This window comes from Lutimonas saemankumensis (assembly GCF_020171465.1).
GTDB classification, from domain to species: domain Bacteria; phylum Bacteroidota; class Bacteroidia; order Flavobacteriales; family Flavobacteriaceae; genus Lutimonas; species Lutimonas saemankumensis.
On the sequence record NZ_JAIUZR010000003.1, the window covers coordinates 40,783 to 60,820 of the forward strand.

Genomic DNA, 20,038 nt, shown 5'->3' on the forward strand with positions numbered 1-20,038 from the left:
AATTTGAATTACGAATTATTTATAGCCCGGCGCATTATCGCCTCCAAGGAACACAAAAATAGTGTTTCATCGCCTATAATAAAAATCTCTATTCTTGCCATTGCCATAGGGATCGTAGTCATGCTTTTTTCGGTAGCCACAGGTGTTGGTTTACAGAAAAAGATAAAGGAAAAAATTTCAGGATTTAACGGAGATATACAGATTATCAATTTCGATAGTAATAATTCGAGGGTGACCGTTATTCCCGTATCTAAGAATCAGGATTTTTATCCCGAATTTACTTCTGTTCCAAACGTAAAACAAGTACAGGTTTTTGCCACTAAAGCGGGAATTATAAGAACTCCCAATGAGTTCGAAGGAATTGTCCTGAAGGGAGTTGACAAGGATTATAACTGGTCTTTTTTTAAAGAATATCTCAAAGAAGGATCGATTCCAGATCTAAAAGGGGATCTCTCAAATGAAGTCCTTATGTCAGTGAAAACGGCATCGCGATTACGTCTGGGAATCGGGGATGAATTTTATACATTTTTTGTAAAAAACGACCCGAACAAGGCACCAAATTCAAGAAAGTTTGTGATCAGCGGTATATACGACTCAGGATTTGAAGAATTTGACGAAACATTGATGATTGGCGACATCAGACATATTCAAAGGATTAATAAATGGGCGGAAGATCAGGTTGGCGGATTTGAATTATATATCCACGATTTTGACCGGCTCAGAGAGACTGGTTTTGAAGTTTACGAAGCTATAGACCCCTCTCTGAATGCCTATACAACAGCAGAAAAATATCCGGCAATTTATGAGTGGCTGGCGCTATTTGATACAAACATTGTTGTGATCATAGGTATTATGATTTTGATCGCAGGCATTAACATGATCACAGCCCTATTGGTTTTAATTTTAGAAAGAACTCAAATGATAGGAATTTTAAAGGCACTCGGTAATCACAACTGGAGCATCAGAAAAATCTTTTTATACAATGCGTCTTTTTTGATCGCAAAAGGATTGTTCTGGGGGAACCTTATTGGAGTGGGGCTGTTGCTGAGTCAAAAATATTTTGGAATTATCAAATTGAACCCGGAAACTTACTATGTAAATCAAGCCCCTGTTTACCTTGGGATTCCGGCGATTATCTATATTAATTTAGGCACCTTGCTATTGTGCTTATTGATGCTAATTGTACCATCTTATATAGTAAGTAAAATTAGTCCGGTAAAAGCGATAAAATTTGATTAAATTTGCATTCCTAAAATCGACCCTCATATTGGGGTCTATCGAATAAGAAATTAATTATTTTGAACATATGAAATACGACATTATTGTTATCGGAAGCGGTCCCGGAGGCTATGTCACGGCAATCAGAGCTTCTCAGCTTGGATTTAAAGTAGCTGTAGTTGAAAAAGCAGAATTAGGCGGAATTTGTTTAAACTGGGGTTGTATCCCGACCAAGGCACTTCTAAAAAGCGCTCAGGTGTATGAATATTTGAAACACGTAGACAGTTATGGCCTTAAGGCAAAGGAGATAGATAAGGATTTTGAAGCTGTCGTAAAGAGAAGTCGCGGGGTTGCCGAGGGTATGAGCAAAGGTGTTCAGTTTTTAATGAAAAAAAATAAAATTGACATCATCAATGGTTTCGGAAAGATTAAGCCCGGAAAGAAAGTGGAAGTTGAGGATGACAAGGGAAAATCAACGGAATACAGTGCGGATCATATCATTATAGCTACAGGTGCCAGATCAAGAGAGTTACCATTTTTACCTATCGATAAAGAAAAAGTAATCGGTTACAGGCAAGCCATGGTGCTTCCAAAACAGCCTAAAAAGATGATCATTGTTGGTTCTGGAGCCATTGGCGTGGAGTTTGCCTATTTCTACAATTCAATGGGAACCGAGGTAACTATCGTTGAGTTTTTACCTAACCTTGTTCCTTTGGAAGATGAGGAGGTTTCAAAGCAGTTTGAGCGCTCTCTTAAGAAATCAGGTATAAAGGTCATGACTAATTCAAGTGTGACCAAGGTAGATACTTCTGGTGAAGGGGTAAAAGCTACTGTTTCAACCAAAAAGGGAGAGGTTTCTCTTGAGGCTGATATTGTCCTGTCTGCAGTAGGGATAAAATCGAATATCGAAAATATCGGCTTGGAAGACGTTGGAATTGTAACAGACAAAGACAAGATTCTTGTTAATGATTACTACCAGACAAATTTACCAGGCTATTATGCTATTGGAGATGTTGTTCCCGGACCGGCTTTGGCCCATGTGGCTTCTGCTGAAGGAATAACCTGTGTTGAAAAAATAGCGGGTCTCAATCCTGAACCGATTGATTATGGCAACATTCCGGGTTGTACCTATGCGAGCCCGGAGATCGCAAGTGTTGGTTTGACGGAGAAACAGGCTAAGGAGAAGGGATATGATATTAAAGTTGGTAAGTTTCCTTTTTCTGCTTCTGGTAAGGCCTCTGCTGCAGGAACCAAGGAAGGTTTTGTAAAAGTGATTTTTGACGCGAAATACGGAGAGTGGCTTGGATGTCATATGATTGGAGCCGGAGTTACAGATATGATCGCTGAAGCAGTTTTGGGAAGAAAGCTTGAAACTACAGGGCATGAAGTTTTAAAAGCAGTACATCCCCACCCAACGATGAGTGAAGCGGTGATGGAAGCTGTTGCCGATGCCTATGACGAGGTGATTCACCTTTAAAGGATCTTAAAATCATAATCAGGCACTCGAAAGAGTGCTTTTTTTATTTGAACAAAATACGTTAAAATATAAGCGATTTTTTTGGTCTTTTCGGATGCTGGAAATCAGGAAACATAGTATCTTTGTCAGGCTTCAAAAAATCTATGAAAAGGGCGAATTATGCTATTTCAAACTTTGATAAAGAAAATCTATTTCAGTATAAAATATTGAAATAATAATAGTTGTTTACAAGGTTATCTATGGGTTATTTTTGCAAGCGTAAAAATGAATTTTAACAATTAATAAAAAAAAATAGACTATGGCTTTAGTAGGAAAAAAGTTTCCAAATTTTGAAGTTGATGCAATGAACGAAATGGGAGATACATTTAAGGTAAATGTATTTGAAGAAGCAGTAAAAAATGGCAAAAAAGTGTTGCTGTTCTGGTACCCGAAAGATTTTACATTTGTTTGTCCAACCGAAATTCGTGCTTTTCAGGATGCTCTTAGCGAATTTGAAGCAAGAAACACGATTGTAATTGGGGCGTCTGTAGATACAGCAGAGGTTCATTTTGCATGGTTGAATACTTCAAAGGAAGATGGAGGCATAGAAGGTGTAACCTTTCCTTTATTGGCTGATACCAACCGTAACTTGTCATCTCAATTAGGAATTTTGGACGTGGTTTCTGAAAAATATGATGAGGAGACCGGAAATGTAATGATCGATGGTTCTTATGTAACTTACAGAGCTACTTACTTAATTGATGAAGAAGGAAAGATTTTTCATGAAAGTGTGAATGATATGCCTTTGGGTAGAAATGTGGATGAATATCTTCGTTTAATCGATGCTTATACGCATGTACAGGAAAAAGGAGAAGTATGTCCGGCCAACTGGAAGGAAGGTAAGGAAGCCATGCAGGCCACAAGAGACGGGGTTGCCTCTTACCTGAGCGCTAATTAGATCTGAGTTTTTTAAAAAACTATTTAATTGATTCGTTATGTTAACAGAATTAAATACTGACAACCTGAATGAGGTTGTCTCGGAAAAATCAAAGGTTGTGGTCCAGTATTCAGCTTCCTGGTGTGGAAATTGCAGGATCATGAAGCCAAAGTTCAAAAAACTTTCGGGTGAGAATGATTCAATGGAATTTATCATCGTTGATGCAGAAAAGTTTCCAGAATCCAGAAAGCTAGCACAGGTGGATAATTTACCGACATTTGCCACTTTTGTCAATGGAGAGAAAGTGAATCAGACTCAAACGAATAAGTTTGATGTTTTGAAAGAACTTGTTGATGAAATTGTTTAATTAACTTTAATCAAATTTCGAATATGAAAATACCTATTATCAAACAGATCAGTACCTTTATTGAAAATAATGACGAGGACTATATTGTTGAAACCATTGAGGTTTTAGAGGATCTGACAGAAGTGAGTTCACTGAAGGATGAAGAACTGGACGTGATAGGAGAATTGATTTCGAACATGTACGGGGCTTTGGAAGTTCACGCCGAAGTGAAAAAAGGAACCCCAAGAAAGAAGGCCCTTAACGGTTTTATGAAACGTGTTCTTGGATCGATCGATCAATAAAAGAAATTACTTTTTTTTTAAATTTAAAAACTCCCTAATTGTTTAGGGAGTTTTTATTTTACGTAAATTTGAGTTAGAAATTCAATTTATAGTATTATGACAAAAATAACTCTGAAAGGAAATCAGATAAAAACCATTGGTAAATTGCCAAAAATTGGTAAAAAAGCTCCAAAATTTAAACTTACAAAAGTTGACCTTTCAACGGCCAAATTAAAAGATTTTAAAGGCAAAAAAGTATTGATCAATATCACGCCCAGTATAGATACGGGAATTTGCGCAAACTCTCTAAGAAAATTCAATGAGTCAGCTGCAGGAATGGATAATACGGTGGTATTGCACGTGTCAAAGGACCTTCCTTTTGCTCACTCACGATTTTGTGCTGCAGAAGGAATAGAAAATGTTATCACACTTTCTGATTTTATTACCAAAAAGTTTGGGCGTAGATACGGTGTAACCATTAAAACAGGCCCTATGAAAGGGTTATTGTCCAGAGCGGTGGTTATTGTTGATGAGAATGGAGTTGTAACTTATACGGAGCAGGTTCCGGAAATAGCTCAGGAGCCAGATTATGAGGCAGCACTCGAGGCCTTAAAATAATCAAATTAATCATTCTGTTTTCAGAATATTAATCCAAAATTCTCAATCTGTGATTATGAACGAACAAGATGGTTTTGTGACCGGCAGAATCAAAAGTTTGAAATATGCTTTAAAAGGCTTTTGGCTTTTGATTACAACGGAGCACAGTATCATGGTTCAGTCAGGCATTGCTATCTTGATGACTATTGTTGGTTTTTGGCTTGATATTTCGAAATTTGAATGGATAGCACAGATTTTCGCTATCGGAATGGTTCTGGTAGCGGAATCTTTAAATACGGCTATAGAAAAACTGTGTGATTATATTCAACCTGAATATGATAAGAAGATTGGCTTTATAAAAGATATTTCAGCTGGAGCCGTAAGCTTTGCTGCTATTATTGCCATAGTCATCGGATTCATTATTTACTTACCGAAACTACTGTAATTTTCCTTAAATTTCGAATTGATTACCAGGGTTTGTAAGCTAAATTATTTGTGTATTTTTGTGACCTATGTCCAAAGGAAAAAAAACAACTTCCCGAAGAAAGAAAAAAGTAAAAAAACCATCCAGGATACTGGGCTTTTTTAAAAGTCAGCAAACCCATTTGGTTTTTGGAGTATTTGTATTTTCTTCAGCCATTTTTCTACTAATCTCGTTTTACTCTTTCCTGCAGCATTGGAAAGAGGATCAGAGTGTCTTGGAGGGTTTTTCGAATAAATCTCTTAGCGCCAGTAACTTACTTGGTAAATTGGGCGCGAGTATTAGTGATTTTTTTGTTTATGACGGATTTGGTCTAGCCACTTTTGTGTTTCCGATTTTATTGTTCTTTACCGGCTTATACATTATTCTTAATATTCCGGTAAAACAGTTATCCAAATCATGGTTCAACGGATTGGCTGCCATGGTTTGGTTATCCCTGGGGCTTGCCTATCTAAGACCGCAATATCCTCTTCTGGGTGGAAAAGTTGGATACGAGATCAATGAATTTTTACAGATATATATAGGCGGAATTGGAGTATTGCTACTTCTCATGATTTCTTTATTGCTGTTTTTGATTACAACCTTTAAAATTACGCCTTCCAAGATTAAATCATGGATCCCTAAACCTAAACCCAGGCCCAAAAAGGAGAAAAATAATGTCTTTGCAGATGATGTAACCGAAGAAGGATTTATTACCGAAACGACCTATGACAGCCTGGATGACGAAATGGATCTGGAGCTGGAGTCGTTTGAAACTATTAGTCCTGAGCCCGAAGTAAAAGATGAATTAATTTTAGATCCTGAAGTTACTTCGAAGTCGGAAGAGGATTTTTCACAAGTCGGGGAACCCCCGGAAATGGATGAAGAGGAAATCGAAATTGTCGTTGAAGGCCCCGTAGAGGAGGAACATACCATTAAAAACCTGGCAAACAGCCTGGTTAAGGATTTTGGAGAATTTGATCCAAAACTGGAATTGTCTAATTATAGATTCCCTGAGCTCAGTTTGTTGAAGGATTATTCCAATGAAAATATTAACATAAATAAACAGGAATTAGAGAATAATAAAAACAGGATCGTTGAAACCCTGAATAATTATAAAATAGGGATAGCAAGCATCAAAGCAACCATTGGTCCAACTGTTACCTTGTATGAAATTGTCCCGGATGCCGGGGTGAGAATTTCTAAAATAAAGAATCTTGAAGATGACATTGCACTGTCTTTGTCGGCCCTTGGCATTAGAATTATAGCCCCAATTCCAGGTCGTGGAACCATAGGAATTGAAGTACCAAATAAGAAACCTTCTATAGTTTCGATGAAATCCGTTTTGTCCTCTCAGAAATTCCAGAACAATAAAATGGATCTTCCCATAGCTTTAGGGAAAACAATTTCAAATGAGACCTATGTTATTGACCTTGCAAAAATGCCTCATTTGCTCATGGCCGGGGCTACAGGGCAGGGGAAGTCTGTTGGCTTAAACGCGGTTTTGGCGTCACTTCTTTATAAAAGGCACCCTGCAGAGGTAAAGTTCGTACTTGTGGATCCTAAAAAAGTAGAACTTACCTTATTCAATAAAATAGAAAGGCATTATCTGGCAAAACTGCCGGATACCGAAGAGGCCATTATCACAGATACAAAAATGGTGATAAACACGCTAAATTCTCTGTGTATTGAGATGGATAATCGTTATGATCTTTTAAAAAATGCCTATGTTAGAAATATCAAGGAATACAATAATAAATTCATTGCAAGAAAACTGAACCCGGAAAATGGTCACAGGTATTTACCTTATATCATACTTGTTATTGATGAGTTTGCAGACCTGATTATGACTGCCGGAAAGGAAATAGAGGGCCCCATAGCAAGATTGGCACAACTGGCACGGGCTATTGGTATTCATCTGATCGTTGCAACACAAAGGCCTTCTGTAAATGTGATTACGGGAATAATAAAAGCGAACTTCCCGGCTCGAGTGGCTTTTAGGGTGACCTCCAAGATCGATTCAAGAACAATTCTGGATTCTCAGGGGGCCGACCAGTTGATAGGAAAAGGAGACATGCTGATTTCAACAGGAAATGATCTGACCAGATTGCAATGTGCATTTATCGATACCCCTGAGGTGGAGCAGCTCACTGATTTTATCGGAGCTCAAAGGGCTTATGCAACGGCACATATTCTGCCAGAATACATAGGAGAAGAAAATGGCACGAGTCTTGACATAGATATCGAAAGCCGGGATAAACTTTTTGATGAGGCAGCAAAACTTGTCGTCATTGCTCAGCAGGGATCGGCTTCATTATTACAGCGAAAATTAAAATTAGGATATAACAGAGCAGGAAGAATTATTGATCAGCTTGAGGCCGCTAATATTGTGGGGCCTTTTGAAGGAAGTAAAGCCAGGCAGGTACTGGTTTCCGACATGGTTTCTCTGCAACAACTTTTAGATGATGAACAGAAGTAGATTAAATTTTAAAGTGATTAGCAGCCTTTTTATGGGGTTGATCTGGATAAGTTCAATGAATGGGCAAAATGATGCATCGGCTAAGTCTATACTTGACAACGCTTCATCGACAATGAGTGCATATAAAAACTTATCCATGGATTTTGATTATGTCCTCGATAACAGGGCAGAGGATGTTACTCAGGAAATGTCTGGGGATGTTCTTCTTCAAGGGGAAAAATATGTTGTCAATCTATTTGGCTCGACACAGATCTTCGACGGTGTAAAGACCTATACAATTATCCCCGAGAATGAGGAGGTCAATATTTCGGAAGCCGATATTGACGAGGAAAATACTTTTACACCTTCAAAGTTTTATTCATTTTATAAATCAGGCTATACCTATAAAATGGATGAATTGAAAAAAATAGGGGGTAAAAACATTCAATTTGTTCAACTGACTCCGATAGACAGTAATTCAGAAATTAAAAGTATCCTGGTTGGAATTGATACGAAAACAAACCATATATATCAGATCATTGAGATTGGAAACAACGAAACAAGAACGATTTTGACCGCCAAGAATATCAAAACAAATCAGGAGATCAATGGCAAAGTGTTTGTTTTCAATGAAAAAAAGTATGAGGACCTGAATTATATGATCAATAAGTAAAGCCTTGTCAACTGATGATTTGTGATGGATGAAGATACTAAACAGATATATACTTAAGAGCTTTCTGGCCCCTTTTTTAGCAACATTTTTTATCATCTTGTTTGTTTTGATCATGCAGGCATTATGGTTACAGTTCGATAAAATTGCGGGTAAAGGAATTAGCATGGTTATCATTCTCAAGTTTTTGAGCTATATGTCCTTGATGATGGTCCCTACGGCCCTTCCTATTGCTATTTTATTATCCTCCATAATGGCTTTGGGGAATATGGCTGAGAATTATGAGTTCGCTGCAGTAAAGTCTGCGGGTATCTCCTTGCAAAGATTTATCAGGCCACTGGTAATCCTTATGTTTTTTATGAGTATTGCCAACTTTTTGTTTCTGAACTATGTGTTTCCCTATGCATCGTTAAAATCTAAAAACCTCATTTATAATATGAAAATGAAGGAGCCTGGATTGGCTCTGGTTCCAGGTACTTTTAACACGGAGATACCGAATTACAGTATCAAATTTGATGAGAAATATGGTGAGGAAGAAAACTTTCTAAAGAATGTGCTTATTTATGACCTGAGATCAAATACGGTAAACAATAAGGTGATCACTGCTAAAAAAGGAGAAATCGTTTCTGAAGAAGGCAGCAGATATCTGACGCTGGTCCTGGAGGATGGTTACTATGCCGAGGACATGATCGGTAATAAGACTACCGTAGAATCCAGGAAAAGGGCTCCTTTTACCAAGGCTCATTTTGATCATTATGAGGTGAATATTGATGTTTCCAATATAGGTGATTTTGACCCCGATGAGGTTCGGTATAAAACAGGTAAGGAAATGTTGAGTCTAAAGCAACTTGATTTTTTTGTTGATTCCCTGCAAACACCTTATAGAGATTTCGTTATCAACCGTGCTTCCAGGGTTTATACCACTTTGAAAGTTAATAATTTAGTAAAAGATTCTCTTGGAGGGAAAACCTTGAAACCTGAAATTCTGGATAATTTCAATGAGAGAAACAGGAGGGTCATAGCTAAGAATGCAAGTACAACAGTTCTTGGAAATCTGGAGAATCTCAGGAATTTTAAGAATACCTTAAAAGATAAAACAAAGATCATCAATGGATATAATGTGGAGTTTCATAAAAGGATAGCTTTTTCGGTGGCATGCCTGGTTTTATTTTTTGTGGGAACCCCGTTGGGATCGATTATCAGAAAAGGAGGGTTCGGGCTTCCCATGATCATTGCCGTTACCATTTTTGTGATTTATTTCTTTATTTCTACTTTCGGCAAGAATATGGCGGAATCAAACAGGGTAACTCCTTTTATTGGTGGATGGATGGCGACATTTATCCTTTTACCATTTGGCGTGTTATTAATGATCCGGGCAACCAACGATAAAGGACTGTTTAATCTGGATGCTTTTCTGCAACCAGTGACAACAGTATTTAATAAACTTTTTAAATTGAATAAAAAATAATTCGGGACTTATGGAGGACAACACTACATCGGTGATTAAGCTGAACACCATAGAAGAGGCCATTGAAGACATAAAAGATGGAAAAATGGTCATTGTGGTAGATGATGAAAGCAGAGAGAATGAGGGTGATTTTATTGCAGCCGCAGAGATGGTCACTCCTGAGATGATCAATTTTATGGCAACAAATGGTCGCGGATTGATTTGCGCCCCCCTCACAGAATCAAGATGTGAAGAACTGGATCTTGACTTAATGGTTGGAAAGAATACAGTATTGCACAATACACAGTTTACCGTGTCTGTTGATTTGATTGGCCATGGTTGCACCACAGGGATTTCAGCACATGACCGTGCCAAAACCGTAAAGGCTTTGACTTTAAAGGAAACCAAAGCAGAGGACCTGGGAAGGCCGGGTCATATATTTCCCTTGCGCGCAAAGGATGGTGGAGTGCTTAGAAGAACCGGCCACACTGAAGCTGCTATTGACCTGGCTAAATTAGCGGGTCTGGAACCTGCAGGTCTCCTTGTAGAGATTCTGAATGAGGATGGGACAATGGCACGTTTACCTCAACTTATGGAGGTTTCAAAGAAGTACGATTTAAAGATCATATCCATCGAAGACCTTGTGGCTTATCGTATGAATCATGATTCACTGATCGATAAAATAGAAGATTTTTCGGTTGAGACAAGATTTGGCAAGTATTGTCTCAGGGCTTATCAGCAAACCAACAACGGCCAGGTTCATTTGGCACTCACTAAAGGGAACTGGAAATTGGGAGAGGAGGTTCTTGTCAGGGTAAATTCGACGCTTATCAATAATGACATCGTGGGAACTTTGATGAATAATCCGGATGACCGGCTTGGAAAGATGTTTGATATCATAAATAAGGAGGGAAAGGGTGCAGTTGTTTTCATAAACCAGGAATATCAGTCTTTCGACTTGATTAATCGATTAAAGCATTTAAAAAAGATTGAATCAGACAAGGATACGCCAGAGCCCCTGGTAAAAATGGATGAAAAAGACTTTGGAATTGGTGCTCAGATACTCCATGATCTCAATATCAATAAGATAAAGTTAATTTCCAACAGCAAATACTCTGGAAAAAGAGTGGGAATGATTGGTTACGGGCTGGAAGTGGTTCGCTATGTTTCTTTTTAGTATTTGGCCAGGTATTTTTGTAAATTGCTGCTGGTGAATTCACTGAGAAAAATATTGTTCCCCTTTTCCCTTCTGTATGGATTTATTATTAGTATTCGAAACCGGTGTTTTGATTTAGGTATACTAAAATCAAAATCCTTTGATTTTCCTGTAATTGCTGTGGGAAATTTAAATGTTGGCGGTACGGGAAAGTCACCGATGATTGAATATTTGATACGGATTTTTGGTTCCAATTACAAAACAGCGGTGTTAAGCAGAGGATATTCAAGAAAAACAAAAGGTTTTTTAATGGCACATGACGGTTGCACGGCAAGGGATATTGGAGATGAGCCTTATCAGTTCTATAGAAAATTCAGTAATTTGACCGTTGCGGTAGATGAGAAAAGGGTGAGAGGCGTTGAAAAACTTAAAGAGCTCAAACCAGAACTTGAGCTGATTCTTTTGGATGATGCATTTCAGCATCGTTATGTCAAAGCCGGTTTTTACATTTTGTTAACCGCTTATGACGATCTATATCCTGATGATTTATTGCTTCCGGCCGGAAATTTAAGAGAATCGGTTTCAGGAGCCCGGCGAGCAGATGTTGTGGTCGTTACAAAATGTCCTTCAGATTTGGATGCGAAAAAGAAGGATGAAATTATCAGAAAACTTTCGACATCTTTTAAGAAAGATATATTTTTCAGCAGTGTTGATTATGATGAACATATCCGAAATGATAAAGGAGATGAATTAGAAATAGGTGCTCTTGAGGATTATCAGGTATTACTTGTCACAGGAATCGCAAACCCTGCAACGCTTGTAGGCTTTTTGGGAGACCGTAAAGTGGACTTTGAACCCATAAAATATCCGGATCACCTTTTTTTTGGTGTAAAGCAGCTTAAGGAAATCGAATCCAAATTTAATGGGATGTCTAAGGACAAAAAGCTTATTCTAACCACTGAAAAAGATTATGTTCGAAGTTTCCGCAATATTGATCTGCCGGTTTATTATCTTCCCATTAAGACAAAAATAATGGGTGAAGATGAAAAGTTTAATAAATTAATTCAAGATTATGTACGACAAAATTAAGGAGACTGGAAGGTTTCTTCTGGATATTGGAATTGAAAAAGCTCAGGTTGGTATTGTTTTAGGTACCGGATTGGGTGGTATAGTCAATATGATTCAGATTGAAAAGAGAATTCCGTACCACGATATTCCTAATTTTCCCGTAAGCACGGTTTCCGGGCATTCGGGAACCTTGATTTACGGAGAATTATCCGGTAAAAAAGTTGTAGCCATGCAGGGCCGGTTTCATTACTACGAAGGTTGGGAAATGTCAGAGGTTACTTTTCCGATCCGGGTGATGAAATTCCTGGGAATAGATACACTTATTGTTTCAAATGCGTGTGGAGGAGTAAATCCGGAATTTAAGGTTGGAGATGTAATGATCATTAAGGATCATATAAATATGATGCCAGAGCATCCTTTACGCGGAGAAAATGATGATCGGTTTGGGCCCAGGTTCGTGGATATGCACGAGCCTTATAATTTGGAGATGATAGCATTGATGAAGAAAATTGCTTCGGAAAAAGGAATTGAGGTTAAAGAAGGAATTTACCTGGCCTTGCAAGGGCCAACTTTTGAAACTCCTGCCGAATACCGAATGGTAAAATTGGTTGGAGCCGATGCGGTTGGAATGAGTACAGTGCCTGAAGTTATAGTGGCCAAGCATATGAATATGGAATGTTTTGGCCTATCTGTAATTACGGATCTTGGAATAGAGGGAAAAATTGAGGAAGTATCCCATGAGGCGGTGCAAATAGCAGCAAAATCTTCAGAGAAGAAAATAAGTACTTTGGTTGAGGATTTTATAGGAAAATTGATTCTTAGAAAGTAACAAAGCACCTCCGGATGTAGAAGTGCTTTAGCTTACTAACTCAAAATTAATCATAAATGAAGAACAAAATTTTGTGAGGAATCTTGTTGGTTCGAATTTACGAAATTAATGGTGAGTGAGCAAATATTTTGATAGTTAAATTAAATTAAAGTTATTTTATTACTAAATACACAAAAATAAAAGATCAAAATTATAAGAAATTTAAAAATATTCTAATTTCCGTTTTGGAATTACGAACTATTAAAAAATGAAAAAAGCACCTTTGATTTAAAGGTGCTTTTAGCTTACTAACTCAAAATTAATCATAATGAAAACAAAATTAGTGGGGAATTTTGCTTCAGTAGATAAAATGCAAATGCTGTGCCAAAATTGAATGCTAATGTTAATATTTTATTAAATATTCGTTTTTTTATGATTTATTATCCTTTTTGAGGTATTTATCCATAAAAAAAAGAGCACTTCTTAAAAAATAGTAGGCTTCGTTAGAAATGTTTGAAGAAACATTAAGAGCTATAACAGAAAAGCACCTCTCACAGAGGCGCTTTTTGCTTACTAACTCAAAATTAATCATACGAAGTCAAAATTAATGGGGAATCTTGCTTCATTTTACTAAGTATCAAAATCTATACCAAAAATTAGATTTTAAAAGTTAATCATATGTTAATTTCAAATATTTATATTAAATGCTTTTCAGCTCTATACGAAGAACGTACCAAGGCTCCACTTTCGACATATCTAAAGCCAAGGTTCAGGCCAATCTTTTTATATTTTTCAAATTGTTCCGGTTTTATGAATTCATGTACAGGAAGATGCTGTTTACTTGGTTGAAGATATTGACCTATGGTAACAATGTCAACTTTTGCCTTGTATAGGTCATTAAGGGTCTCTATAACCTCCTCCTCTTTCTCTCCCAGTCCTAGCATAATTCCTGATTTGGTCCTTTTTTGGCCAGAATCCTTTAAGTATTCCAAAACCTCCAGGCTTCTGTCATACTGCGCCTGTATCCTTACTTCGCGGGTAAGGCGTCTTACGGTTTCAAGGTTATGAGAAATTACTTCCGGTGCCACCTTTACTATGCGGTCAATATTGGTTTTTATTCCTCTGAAGTCAGGAATGAGGGTTTCCAGGGTGGTAGACGGATTTGTTCTGCGGATCGCTTCAACCGTTTCTGCCCAGATGATTGAACCTCCATCCTTTAAATCATCCCTGTCTACGGATGTGATCACAGCATGTTTAATTTTCATAAGATGAATGGAACGGGCTACTTTTTCTGGTTCATCCCATTCAACACTTTCAGGTTTCCCTGTTTTTACACCACAGAAACCACAGGATCGGGTACAGATATTGCCTAGAATCATAAAAGTAGCAGTTCCCTCTCCCCAGCATTCACCCATATTGGGGCAACTTCCACTGGTACAAATCGTATTAAGCTTGTATTTATCGACCAAACCCCTCAGATCGGTGTACTTTTTTCCAACCGGTAATTTGACTCTTAACCATTCCGGTTTTTTCGTTCTTGGGGTGATCACTGATTTATCTGACATTCCTTTAGTATTTTGGTGGCTGCAAATTTACGAAGAAAAACATTAAAGAGGAGCAAGGAGGCCCGGCTCATTTTTATTCCTGCTCTTTAAGGACAAATGCCTTAACCATGAATGTCTGGATTCTCAGATAAAGGACCCTTTGATCATTACCTTATCTATTAAATTGCTTCCAAAGGCATAGGGAATAAAGTTTAAAGAAGGAATATCTTTGTATATGATGAGATTGGCATCCTTTCCTTTTGTAATACTGCCAGAGGAATTACTGAGGCCCATGGCATAGGCTCCGTTGATCGTAGCTGCATTTATGGCTTCTTCAGGAGTTATTTTCATTTTTATACAAGCCGTTGATACCACAAAATTCATATTCCCGCTAGGTGTAGATCCTGGATTGAAATCCGTTGCCAGGGCCAGAGGAAGACCCTCATCGATGATTTTTCTTGCAGGAGTATAAGGAATGCTTAAAAAATATGAACATGAAGGTAGTGCAACGGGCATGACCTCAGAACCTTTCAATATCTCAAAATCGTCTTCGTTCATAACTTCCAGGTGATCCACACTGAGGGCTTTACACTTAACACCAACCTCGATTCCTCCAATACTGTTAAACTGATTAACGTGAATTTTTGGAATCATGTTATACGCTTTTCCCGCTTTCAGGATCTTTTCAGTCTGGACCACATCAAAATAGCCGACTTCACAAAAAACATCGATGAAATCAGCAAGGTTTTGTGAGGCCACCTCCGGAATCATCTGATCACAGATCAAATCCACATAAGCATTTTTATTTTCTTTGAACTGATTCGGAAAGGCATGGGCTCCAAGGAAAGTAGCTTTGATATCCATGGCGAAAGTGTCTTTTAGCATTTTGATCACTTTCAGCATCTTGAGTTCTGATTCAAGGCTTAACCCGTAACCGGATTTAATCTCAATGGCTCCGGTTCCCAGTCGCATTACTTCTTTGATCCTTTGTGAAGCCTGTTCGAATAATTCCTGCTCGGAGCTCTCTTCCAGTTTTTTAGCTGAATTAAGAATTCCACCCCCCTTTGAGGCAATCTCTTCATACGAGAGGCCGTTTATACGGTCAACAAATTCCGACTCCCTGTTCCCCGCGTAAACAATATGTGTATGAGAATCACACCAGGCAGGAAGAATCATTTGTCCCCTTGAATCAATAACCTGATCCGCGTTGAAATTCTGTAGATCGGACATGGATCCGAAATCAGTAATTTTTTCATCTTCTACAACCAGAAAAGCATTTTTTATCGTTGGCAGTTTCTTCATTTCTTCACCTTGAACTTTCAAAGTAGAAGAATCCCGGATTTGAACAAGCTCTTTGATGTTAAAGAATAAAGTTTTCATGATTTCTTTTCACTAATTAGTCCGTAAGGCTAATTTAATTATTTAAATCACTTTTCTCATCTTAAAAGTTACAAATGTTACCACATAATTGGCGCAAGAATTATGGATATAAGTATCTTTGTGAAAATTTTGAATAATGAGCAGAGCCATTTACATAGCTACGGGGGAAGCAGAAAGCGGAAAATCAATCATTACCCTTGGCTTGATGAGTATTTTACTGGGAAGAACCAGGAAAGTAGGGTATTTCAGGCCTATAATTGAGGTGCATGACGCTTCTAAAAAGGATAATCATATAGAGACCGTTTTGACGCATTTCAATCTTGAAATGGAGTATGAAGATTGTTATGCTTTGACCGGGGCAGAAGTAATAAAAAAGAAGACCAAGGGTCGGGAGGGTGAAATACTGGATGTCATAATTAAAAAATACAAGGAACTTGAAGAGCGTTTCGATTTTATTTTGGTGGAAGGGACCGATTTTTCAGGTGAAGCGGTGTTTGTTGAGCTGGATGTAAATGCTGTGATCGCAAAAAACCTGGGCATACCTGTGATTTTGGTAGGAAGTGGTAAAGGAAAATCAAATGAAGAGCTTTTGACCAATCTTCATCTGGCTTATGATTCATTTGCTGATAAAGAAGTCAAGATACTGGGGATTGTTGCCAATAAGGTGGATGAGAATGAAGTGAGAACTGTTTCGGAAGATTTGGAAGCAATGGTTGATGAAAGGACATTTGTTGGGGTTATTCCAATGATCAAGAGCCTGAATAACCCAACCATAAAGGAAATCGCGGAAGAATTAGGGGCAGAAGTCCTTATTGGGGAAGATCAACTCGACAATCAGGTAGAAAATTCTGCCGTTGGTGCCATGCAACTGAGAAATTTTTTAATTCATCTAAAACAAAATTGTTTAGTTATTACCCCCGGGGACCGGGCTGATGTCATACTGAGCTCTCTTCAGGCGAGTCTTTCTGACAACTATCCGAAAATAGCCGGAATTGTCCTGACAGGTGGATTACGGCCCGAAGAATCTGTGATGAAACTCATCTCTGGTTTGAGGGAAGTGGTTCCAATTCTGGCCATAAACAGAGGTACATTCGAGGTAGCCAACCGAATTGGAGCGATCAGATCTCATATCTATCCCAGTAATGAGCAGCGCATTTATACTTCACTCAACACATTTGACAAGTATGTGGATATTGGAGACCTTACGCGTAAGTATTTGACCTTTAAACCAAAAGGGTTGACACCAAGAATGTTTCAATATGATTTATTGAGAAAGGCGCAAAAAATTAAAAAGCATATCGTTTTACCAGAAGGTACTGATGATAGAATTTTACTGGCGGCAGCCCGTTTAACGGTTCTTGACATCGTGGAAATTACTTTACTGGGTTCCAGAAACAGCATTCAGGAAAAGATGAAAGAACTAGGAGTCAGTATGAATCTTGATAAGGTTCATATTGTGAACCCCGAACATTCTCCACATTTTGAAGATTATGTGAATACATTTTATGAATTGAGAAAGCATAAAAATATTAATATCAGTATGGCACGGGATCTGATGCATGATGTTTCTTTTTTCGGAACCATGATGGTTTACAAAGGGCATGCTGACGGGATGGTTTCCGGAGCTGTGAATACCACACAACATACCATCCGGCCCGCACTTCAGTTTATAAAAACAAAACCAAATGTATCAGTAGTTTCGTCAATATTCTTTATGTGTCTCGATGACCGTGTATCGGTTTTCGGGGATTGTGCCATAAATCCAAACCCCACTGCGGAGCAGTTGGCGGAAATAGCAATTTCTTCGGCAGATTCAAGTGCTGCCTTTGGTATTGAACCCAAGGTAGCCATGCTTTCTTATTCTTCTGGTTCCTCTGGGCAGGGAGCGGATGTCGATAAAGTTAGAAAGGCTACCGAAATTGTAAAAGAATTGCGTCCTGACATTAAGGTTGAAGGGCCCATTCAATATGATGCCGCGGTAGATATAAAAGTTGGAAAGAAGAAATTACCTGACTCTGAGGTTGCCGGAGAGGCAAGTGTATTGATCTTTCCAGATCTGAATACGGGAAATAATACCTACAAGGCTGTTCAAAGGGAAACAGGGGCCATAGCGATTGGTCCGATGTTACAGGGCTTAAATAAACCTGTGAATGATCTGAGCCGTGGCTGCACTGTGGATGATATATTTAATACCGTCATTATCACGGCCATTCAGGCTCAGCAAGGTTGACATATCCGGACCGAAAATACAATGGGAAAAGTTATAACTTTTAAAGAAAATCATCGAGAGAAATATGAAAATATTGATTATTAATTCGGGAAGTTCATCGATCAAATTTCAGTTGATTGAAATGCCTCAGAAAAATGTTCTCGCATCGGGAATGGTTGAAAGAATTGGACTGGATCAATCGAAAATAAAACTTTCTGTGTCAGGTGAGAGGATTGACGAAATAAGGGATATACCTAATCATGAAACGGGGCTTCAGATGATATCCGGTATATTGCTCAGTGATTCTGTTGGCCTGTTAAAAGATGCCGGTGAAATAGAAGCCGTTGGACACAGAGTGGTTCACGGTGGAAGTTCTTTTTCAGAAACGGTGGTCATTGATGAAGAGGTAAAGAGTAAAATCAAAGAACTTTTTAGCCTTGCACCTTTGCACAACCCTCATAACCTGAAAGGGATTGAGGTTGCTGAAAAAATATTTGAGAAAGCCGTCCAAATAGCGGTTTTTGATACGGCATTTCATCAGACTATGCCCGAAGAAGCCTTTAGATATGCAATTCCTGATAGATTTCTAAAAGAAGAGCAGATAAGGGCTTATGGTTTTCACGGGACCAGTCATAAATACGTTTCAGAAAAAGCAATACATTATTTAGGAAGGGAAAGATCGAAAATTGTATCGATTCATTTAGGTAACGGTTGCAGTATTACAGCAGTTAAAGATGGTAAAAGCATAGAGCATTCACTTGGGTTCGGGCCCATGAATGGTCTGGTCATGGGAACCAGAAGCGGTGATATTGATCAATCCGTCATTTTCTTTTTGATGGAGGAACTTGGTTATTCATCGGGTCAGGTTAAGAAAATACTGCAGGAAGAAAGCGGAATGCAGGGACTTACAGGATATAGTGACCTAAGAGAAATCGAACTTAAGGCCGAGCAAGGAGATAAAAATTGTTTGATGGCCCTGAAGATGAATGCATACCGTGTAAAAAAATACCTTGGAGCCTACATTGCTGTAATGAACGGAATAGATGCAGTGGTTTTTACCGCCGGAATTGGAGAGAATTCTGATGTCATCAGAAAACTAGTCTGTGATGAGATGGAGTATCTGGGAATCAAACTTGATCCCGAAAAGAACGCTGTAAGATCCAGTGACCTGAGAGAAATTCAGGCCGAAAATGAAAAAGTTAAAATTCTGGTGATCCCTACTAACGAGGAAATTGAAATAGCGAATCAATCCTATAACCTCCTGAACAGATTGTAAATACAGGATTCCTTGGTCTTTAAGCTAGTTTTTCAGTGTAATTCGTGAATTTTTAACCGATTGACAGGAATTGGTTAAATTAGCACGAATTTATTTTTTCCTATTTATGAATAAACTTGAAAAACAAGGTTATCCTGCATATTTCGACACCTATATTCGTATTCTTGACAAAGATATTTCTCTGTTGGAATATCTGGAACATTCTCTTGAACTGTTTGAACAGATTTTATACGATATTAGTGAAGATAAATTTGAATTCAGGTATCAACCGGGGAAATGGACTATAAAAGAAGTGGTACAGCATATGATTGATACTGAGAGGGTATTTGTATACAGAGCCTTACGGTTTTCAAGAATGGATAAAAAAACTTTGGCAGGATTTGACGAAAATGACTATGTTTCCAATTATGATATCAATCAACGGGATTTTCATAAACTCCTCGATGAATTTTGTTTATTGAGAAGGTCAACTATTCTGATGTTTGAGGATTTTGACAAAGAGATTCTTGCCTTGACCGGGGAGGTTGAAAGTGGTGAGTTTTCTGTAGAAGCTTTAGGTTATATCTGTAGCGGTCACGTTCTCCATCATTTAAGAGTAATTCAGGAAAGATACCTGTAGGTTCTGAGACAGAGCAGTATTGGTATTTACAGCGATGAGTTGTTTGTAAATTTTCAGTGAAAAAATGTGAACACGGCGTTGTGTAGTTATGCGTATTTTTCAAAAATC

18 protein-coding genes are annotated in these 20,038 nt (G+C 38.2%); 16 read left to right on the plus strand and 2 right to left on the minus strand.

The window, feature by feature from the left end:
* Window positions 1-3: 3 nt before the first annotated feature.
* The 13 genes from LCM02_RS01540 to LCM02_RS01600 all read left to right on the plus strand — a co-directional run bounded on the left by LCM02_RS01540 (window position 4) and on the right by LCM02_RS01600 (window position 12,923).
* Window positions 4-1,239, plus strand: a complete 1,236-nt coding sequence (locus tag LCM02_RS01540) for an ABC transporter permease (protein ID WP_224926553.1) — start codon at window positions 4-6, stop codon at window positions 1,237-1,239.
* 67 nt (window positions 1,240-1,306) lie between these two features.
* A complete protein-coding gene (gene lpdA / locus LCM02_RS01545; RefSeq protein ID WP_224926554.1) occupies window positions 1,307-2,695 on the plus strand; it encodes a dihydrolipoyl dehydrogenase in 1,389 nt (462 codons plus the stop codon).
* 298 nt (window positions 2,696-2,993) lie between these two features.
* Window positions 2,994-3,632, plus strand: a complete 639-nt coding sequence (locus LCM02_RS01550; protein WP_224926555.1) for a peroxiredoxin — start codon at window positions 2,994-2,996, stop codon at window positions 3,630-3,632.
* 37 nt (window positions 3,633-3,669) lie between these two features.
* A complete protein-coding gene (locus LCM02_RS01555) occupies window positions 3,670-3,978 on the plus strand; it encodes a thioredoxin family protein (protein WP_224926556.1) in 309 nt (102 codons plus the stop codon).
* A gap of 23 nt (window positions 3,979-4,001) precedes the next feature.
* Window positions 4,002-4,259 (plus strand): DUF6952 family protein, encoded by a 258-nt coding sequence (locus LCM02_RS01560; protein ID WP_224926557.1) that lies wholly within the window; start codon window positions 4,002-4,004, stop codon window positions 4,257-4,259.
* Between the two features lie 96 nt (window positions 4,260-4,355).
* Complete coding sequence (gene tpx, locus LCM02_RS01565) at window positions 4,356-4,856, plus strand: thiol peroxidase (RefSeq protein ID WP_224926558.1); 501 nt, start codon at window positions 4,356-4,358, stop codon at window positions 4,854-4,856.
* A 55-nt stretch (window positions 4,857-4,911) separates the two neighbouring features.
* Entirely contained in the window at window positions 4,912-5,280 is a 369-nt protein-coding gene (locus LCM02_RS01570) for a diacylglycerol kinase family protein (protein ID WP_262902475.1), read from the plus strand.
* A gap of 67 nt (window positions 5,281-5,347) precedes the next feature.
* The gene (locus LCM02_RS01575) at window positions 5,348-7,774 is read left to right on the plus strand and encodes an FtsK/SpoIIIE family DNA translocase (RefSeq protein WP_224926560.1); all 2,427 of its coding nucleotides are present in this window, start codon (window positions 5,348-5,350) and stop codon (window positions 7,772-7,774) included.
* The gene (locus tag LCM02_RS01580) at window positions 7,761-8,426 is read left to right on the plus strand and encodes a LolA family protein (protein WP_224926561.1); all 666 of its coding nucleotides are present in this window, start codon (window positions 7,761-7,763) and stop codon (window positions 8,424-8,426) included. Before LCM02_RS01575 ends, LCM02_RS01580 begins: the two co-directional genes overlap by 14 nt.
* Before the next feature lie 28 nt (window positions 8,427-8,454).
* Complete coding sequence (locus tag LCM02_RS01585; protein ID WP_224926562.1) at window positions 8,455-9,891, plus strand: LptF/LptG family permease; 1,437 nt, start codon at window positions 8,455-8,457, stop codon at window positions 9,889-9,891.
* 10 nt (window positions 9,892-9,901) lie between these two features.
* Window positions 9,902-11,047 carry a 3,4-dihydroxy-2-butanone-4-phosphate synthase gene (ribB, locus tag LCM02_RS01590; protein ID WP_224926563.1) on the plus strand — a complete coding sequence of 382 codons (1,146 nt, stop codon included), beginning with the start codon at window positions 9,902-9,904 and terminating at the stop codon, window positions 11,045-11,047.
* Window positions 11,048-11,080: 33 nt separating this feature from the next.
* Complete coding sequence (gene lpxK / locus LCM02_RS01595) at window positions 11,081-12,115, plus strand: tetraacyldisaccharide 4'-kinase (RefSeq protein WP_224926564.1); 1,035 nt, start codon at window positions 11,081-11,083, stop codon at window positions 12,113-12,115.
* Window positions 12,099-12,923 carry a purine-nucleoside phosphorylase gene (locus LCM02_RS01600; RefSeq protein WP_224926565.1) on the plus strand — a complete coding sequence of 275 codons (825 nt, stop codon included), beginning with the start codon at window positions 12,099-12,101 and terminating at the stop codon, window positions 12,921-12,923. The genes lpxK and LCM02_RS01600 overlap by 17 nt, the downstream gene beginning before the upstream one ends.
* A gap of 674 nt (window positions 12,924-13,597) precedes the next feature.
* On the opposite strand, the gene lipA is transcribed toward LCM02_RS01600, so the two are convergent.
* Window positions 13,598-14,467 carry a lipoyl synthase gene (gene lipA, locus LCM02_RS01605; RefSeq protein WP_224926566.1) on the minus strand — a complete coding sequence of 290 codons (870 nt, stop codon included), beginning with the start codon at window positions 14,465-14,467 and terminating at the stop codon, window positions 13,598-13,600.
* Between the two features lie 123 nt (window positions 14,468-14,590).
* Window positions 14,591-15,826, minus strand: coding sequence for an imidazolonepropionase (gene hutI, locus LCM02_RS01610; RefSeq protein WP_224926567.1), 1,236 nt, complete (start codon window positions 15,824-15,826; stop codon window positions 14,591-14,593).
* A 136-nt stretch (window positions 15,827-15,962) separates the two neighbouring features.
* Here hutI and pta point away from each other — a divergent pair, with 136 nt between their 5' ends.
* From pta to LCM02_RS01625, 3 genes are all read left to right on the plus strand, one after another.
* Entirely contained in the window at window positions 15,963-18,056 is a 2,094-nt protein-coding gene (gene pta, locus LCM02_RS01615; protein ID WP_224926568.1) for a phosphate acetyltransferase, read from the plus strand.
* Between the two features lie 64 nt (window positions 18,057-18,120).
* Window positions 18,121-19,311, plus strand: a complete 1,191-nt coding sequence (locus LCM02_RS01620) for an acetate/propionate family kinase (RefSeq protein ID WP_224926569.1) — start codon at window positions 18,121-18,123, stop codon at window positions 19,309-19,311.
* A gap of 106 nt (window positions 19,312-19,417) precedes the next feature.
* Complete coding sequence (locus tag LCM02_RS01625) at window positions 19,418-19,930, plus strand: DinB family protein (RefSeq protein WP_224926570.1); 513 nt, start codon at window positions 19,418-19,420, stop codon at window positions 19,928-19,930.
* Window positions 19,931-20,038: the final 108 nt, after the last annotated feature.

Bases quoted from the DNA above. Each gene is read 5' to 3' on its own strand.
- lpdA (WP_224926554.1), top strand. From the start codon at position 1,307: ATGAAATACGACATTATTGTTATCGGAAGCGGTCCCGGAGGCTATGTC.
- LCM02_RS01550 (WP_224926555.1), top strand. From the start codon at position 2,994: ATGGCTTTAGTAGGAAAAAAGTTTCCAAATTTTGAAGTTGATGCAATG.
- LCM02_RS01555 (WP_224926556.1), top strand. From the start codon at position 3,670: ATGTTAACAGAATTAAATACTGACAACCTGAATGAGGTTGTCTCGGAA.
- LCM02_RS01560 (WP_224926557.1), top strand. From the start codon at position 4,002: ATGAAAATACCTATTATCAAACAGATCAGTACCTTTATTGAAAATAAT.
- tpx (WP_224926558.1), top strand. From the start codon at position 4,356: ATGACAAAAATAACTCTGAAAGGAAATCAGATAAAAACCATTGGTAAA.
- LCM02_RS01570 (WP_262902475.1), top strand. From the start codon at position 4,912: ATGAACGAACAAGATGGTTTTGTGACCGGCAGAATCAAAAGTTTGAAA.
- LCM02_RS01575 (WP_224926560.1), top strand. From the start codon at position 5,348: ATGTCCAAAGGAAAAAAAACAACTTCCCGAAGAAAGAAAAAAGTAAAA.
- LCM02_RS01580 (WP_224926561.1), top strand. From the start codon at position 7,761: ATGAACAGAAGTAGATTAAATTTTAAAGTGATTAGCAGCCTTTTTATG.
- LCM02_RS01585 (WP_224926562.1), top strand. From the start codon at position 8,455: ATGAAGATACTAAACAGATATATACTTAAGAGCTTTCTGGCCCCTTTT.
- ribB (WP_224926563.1), top strand. From the start codon at position 9,902: ATGGAGGACAACACTACATCGGTGATTAAGCTGAACACCATAGAAGAG.
- LCM02_RS01600 (WP_224926565.1), top strand. From the start codon at position 12,099: ATGTACGACAAAATTAAGGAGACTGGAAGGTTTCTTCTGGATATTGGA.
- lipA (WP_224926566.1), bottom strand. From the start codon at position 14,467: ATGTCAGATAAATCAGTGATCACCCCAAGAACGAAAAAACCGGAATGG.
- hutI (WP_224926567.1), bottom strand. From the start codon at position 15,826: ATGAAAACTTTATTCTTTAACATCAAAGAGCTTGTTCAAATCCGGGAT.
- pta (WP_224926568.1), top strand. From the start codon at position 15,963: ATGAGCAGAGCCATTTACATAGCTACGGGGGAAGCAGAAAGCGGAAAA.
- LCM02_RS01620 (WP_224926569.1), top strand. From the start codon at position 18,121: ATGAAAATATTGATTATTAATTCGGGAAGTTCATCGATCAAATTTCAG.
- LCM02_RS01625 (WP_224926570.1), top strand. From the start codon at position 19,418: ATGAATAAACTTGAAAAACAAGGTTATCCTGCATATTTCGACACCTAT.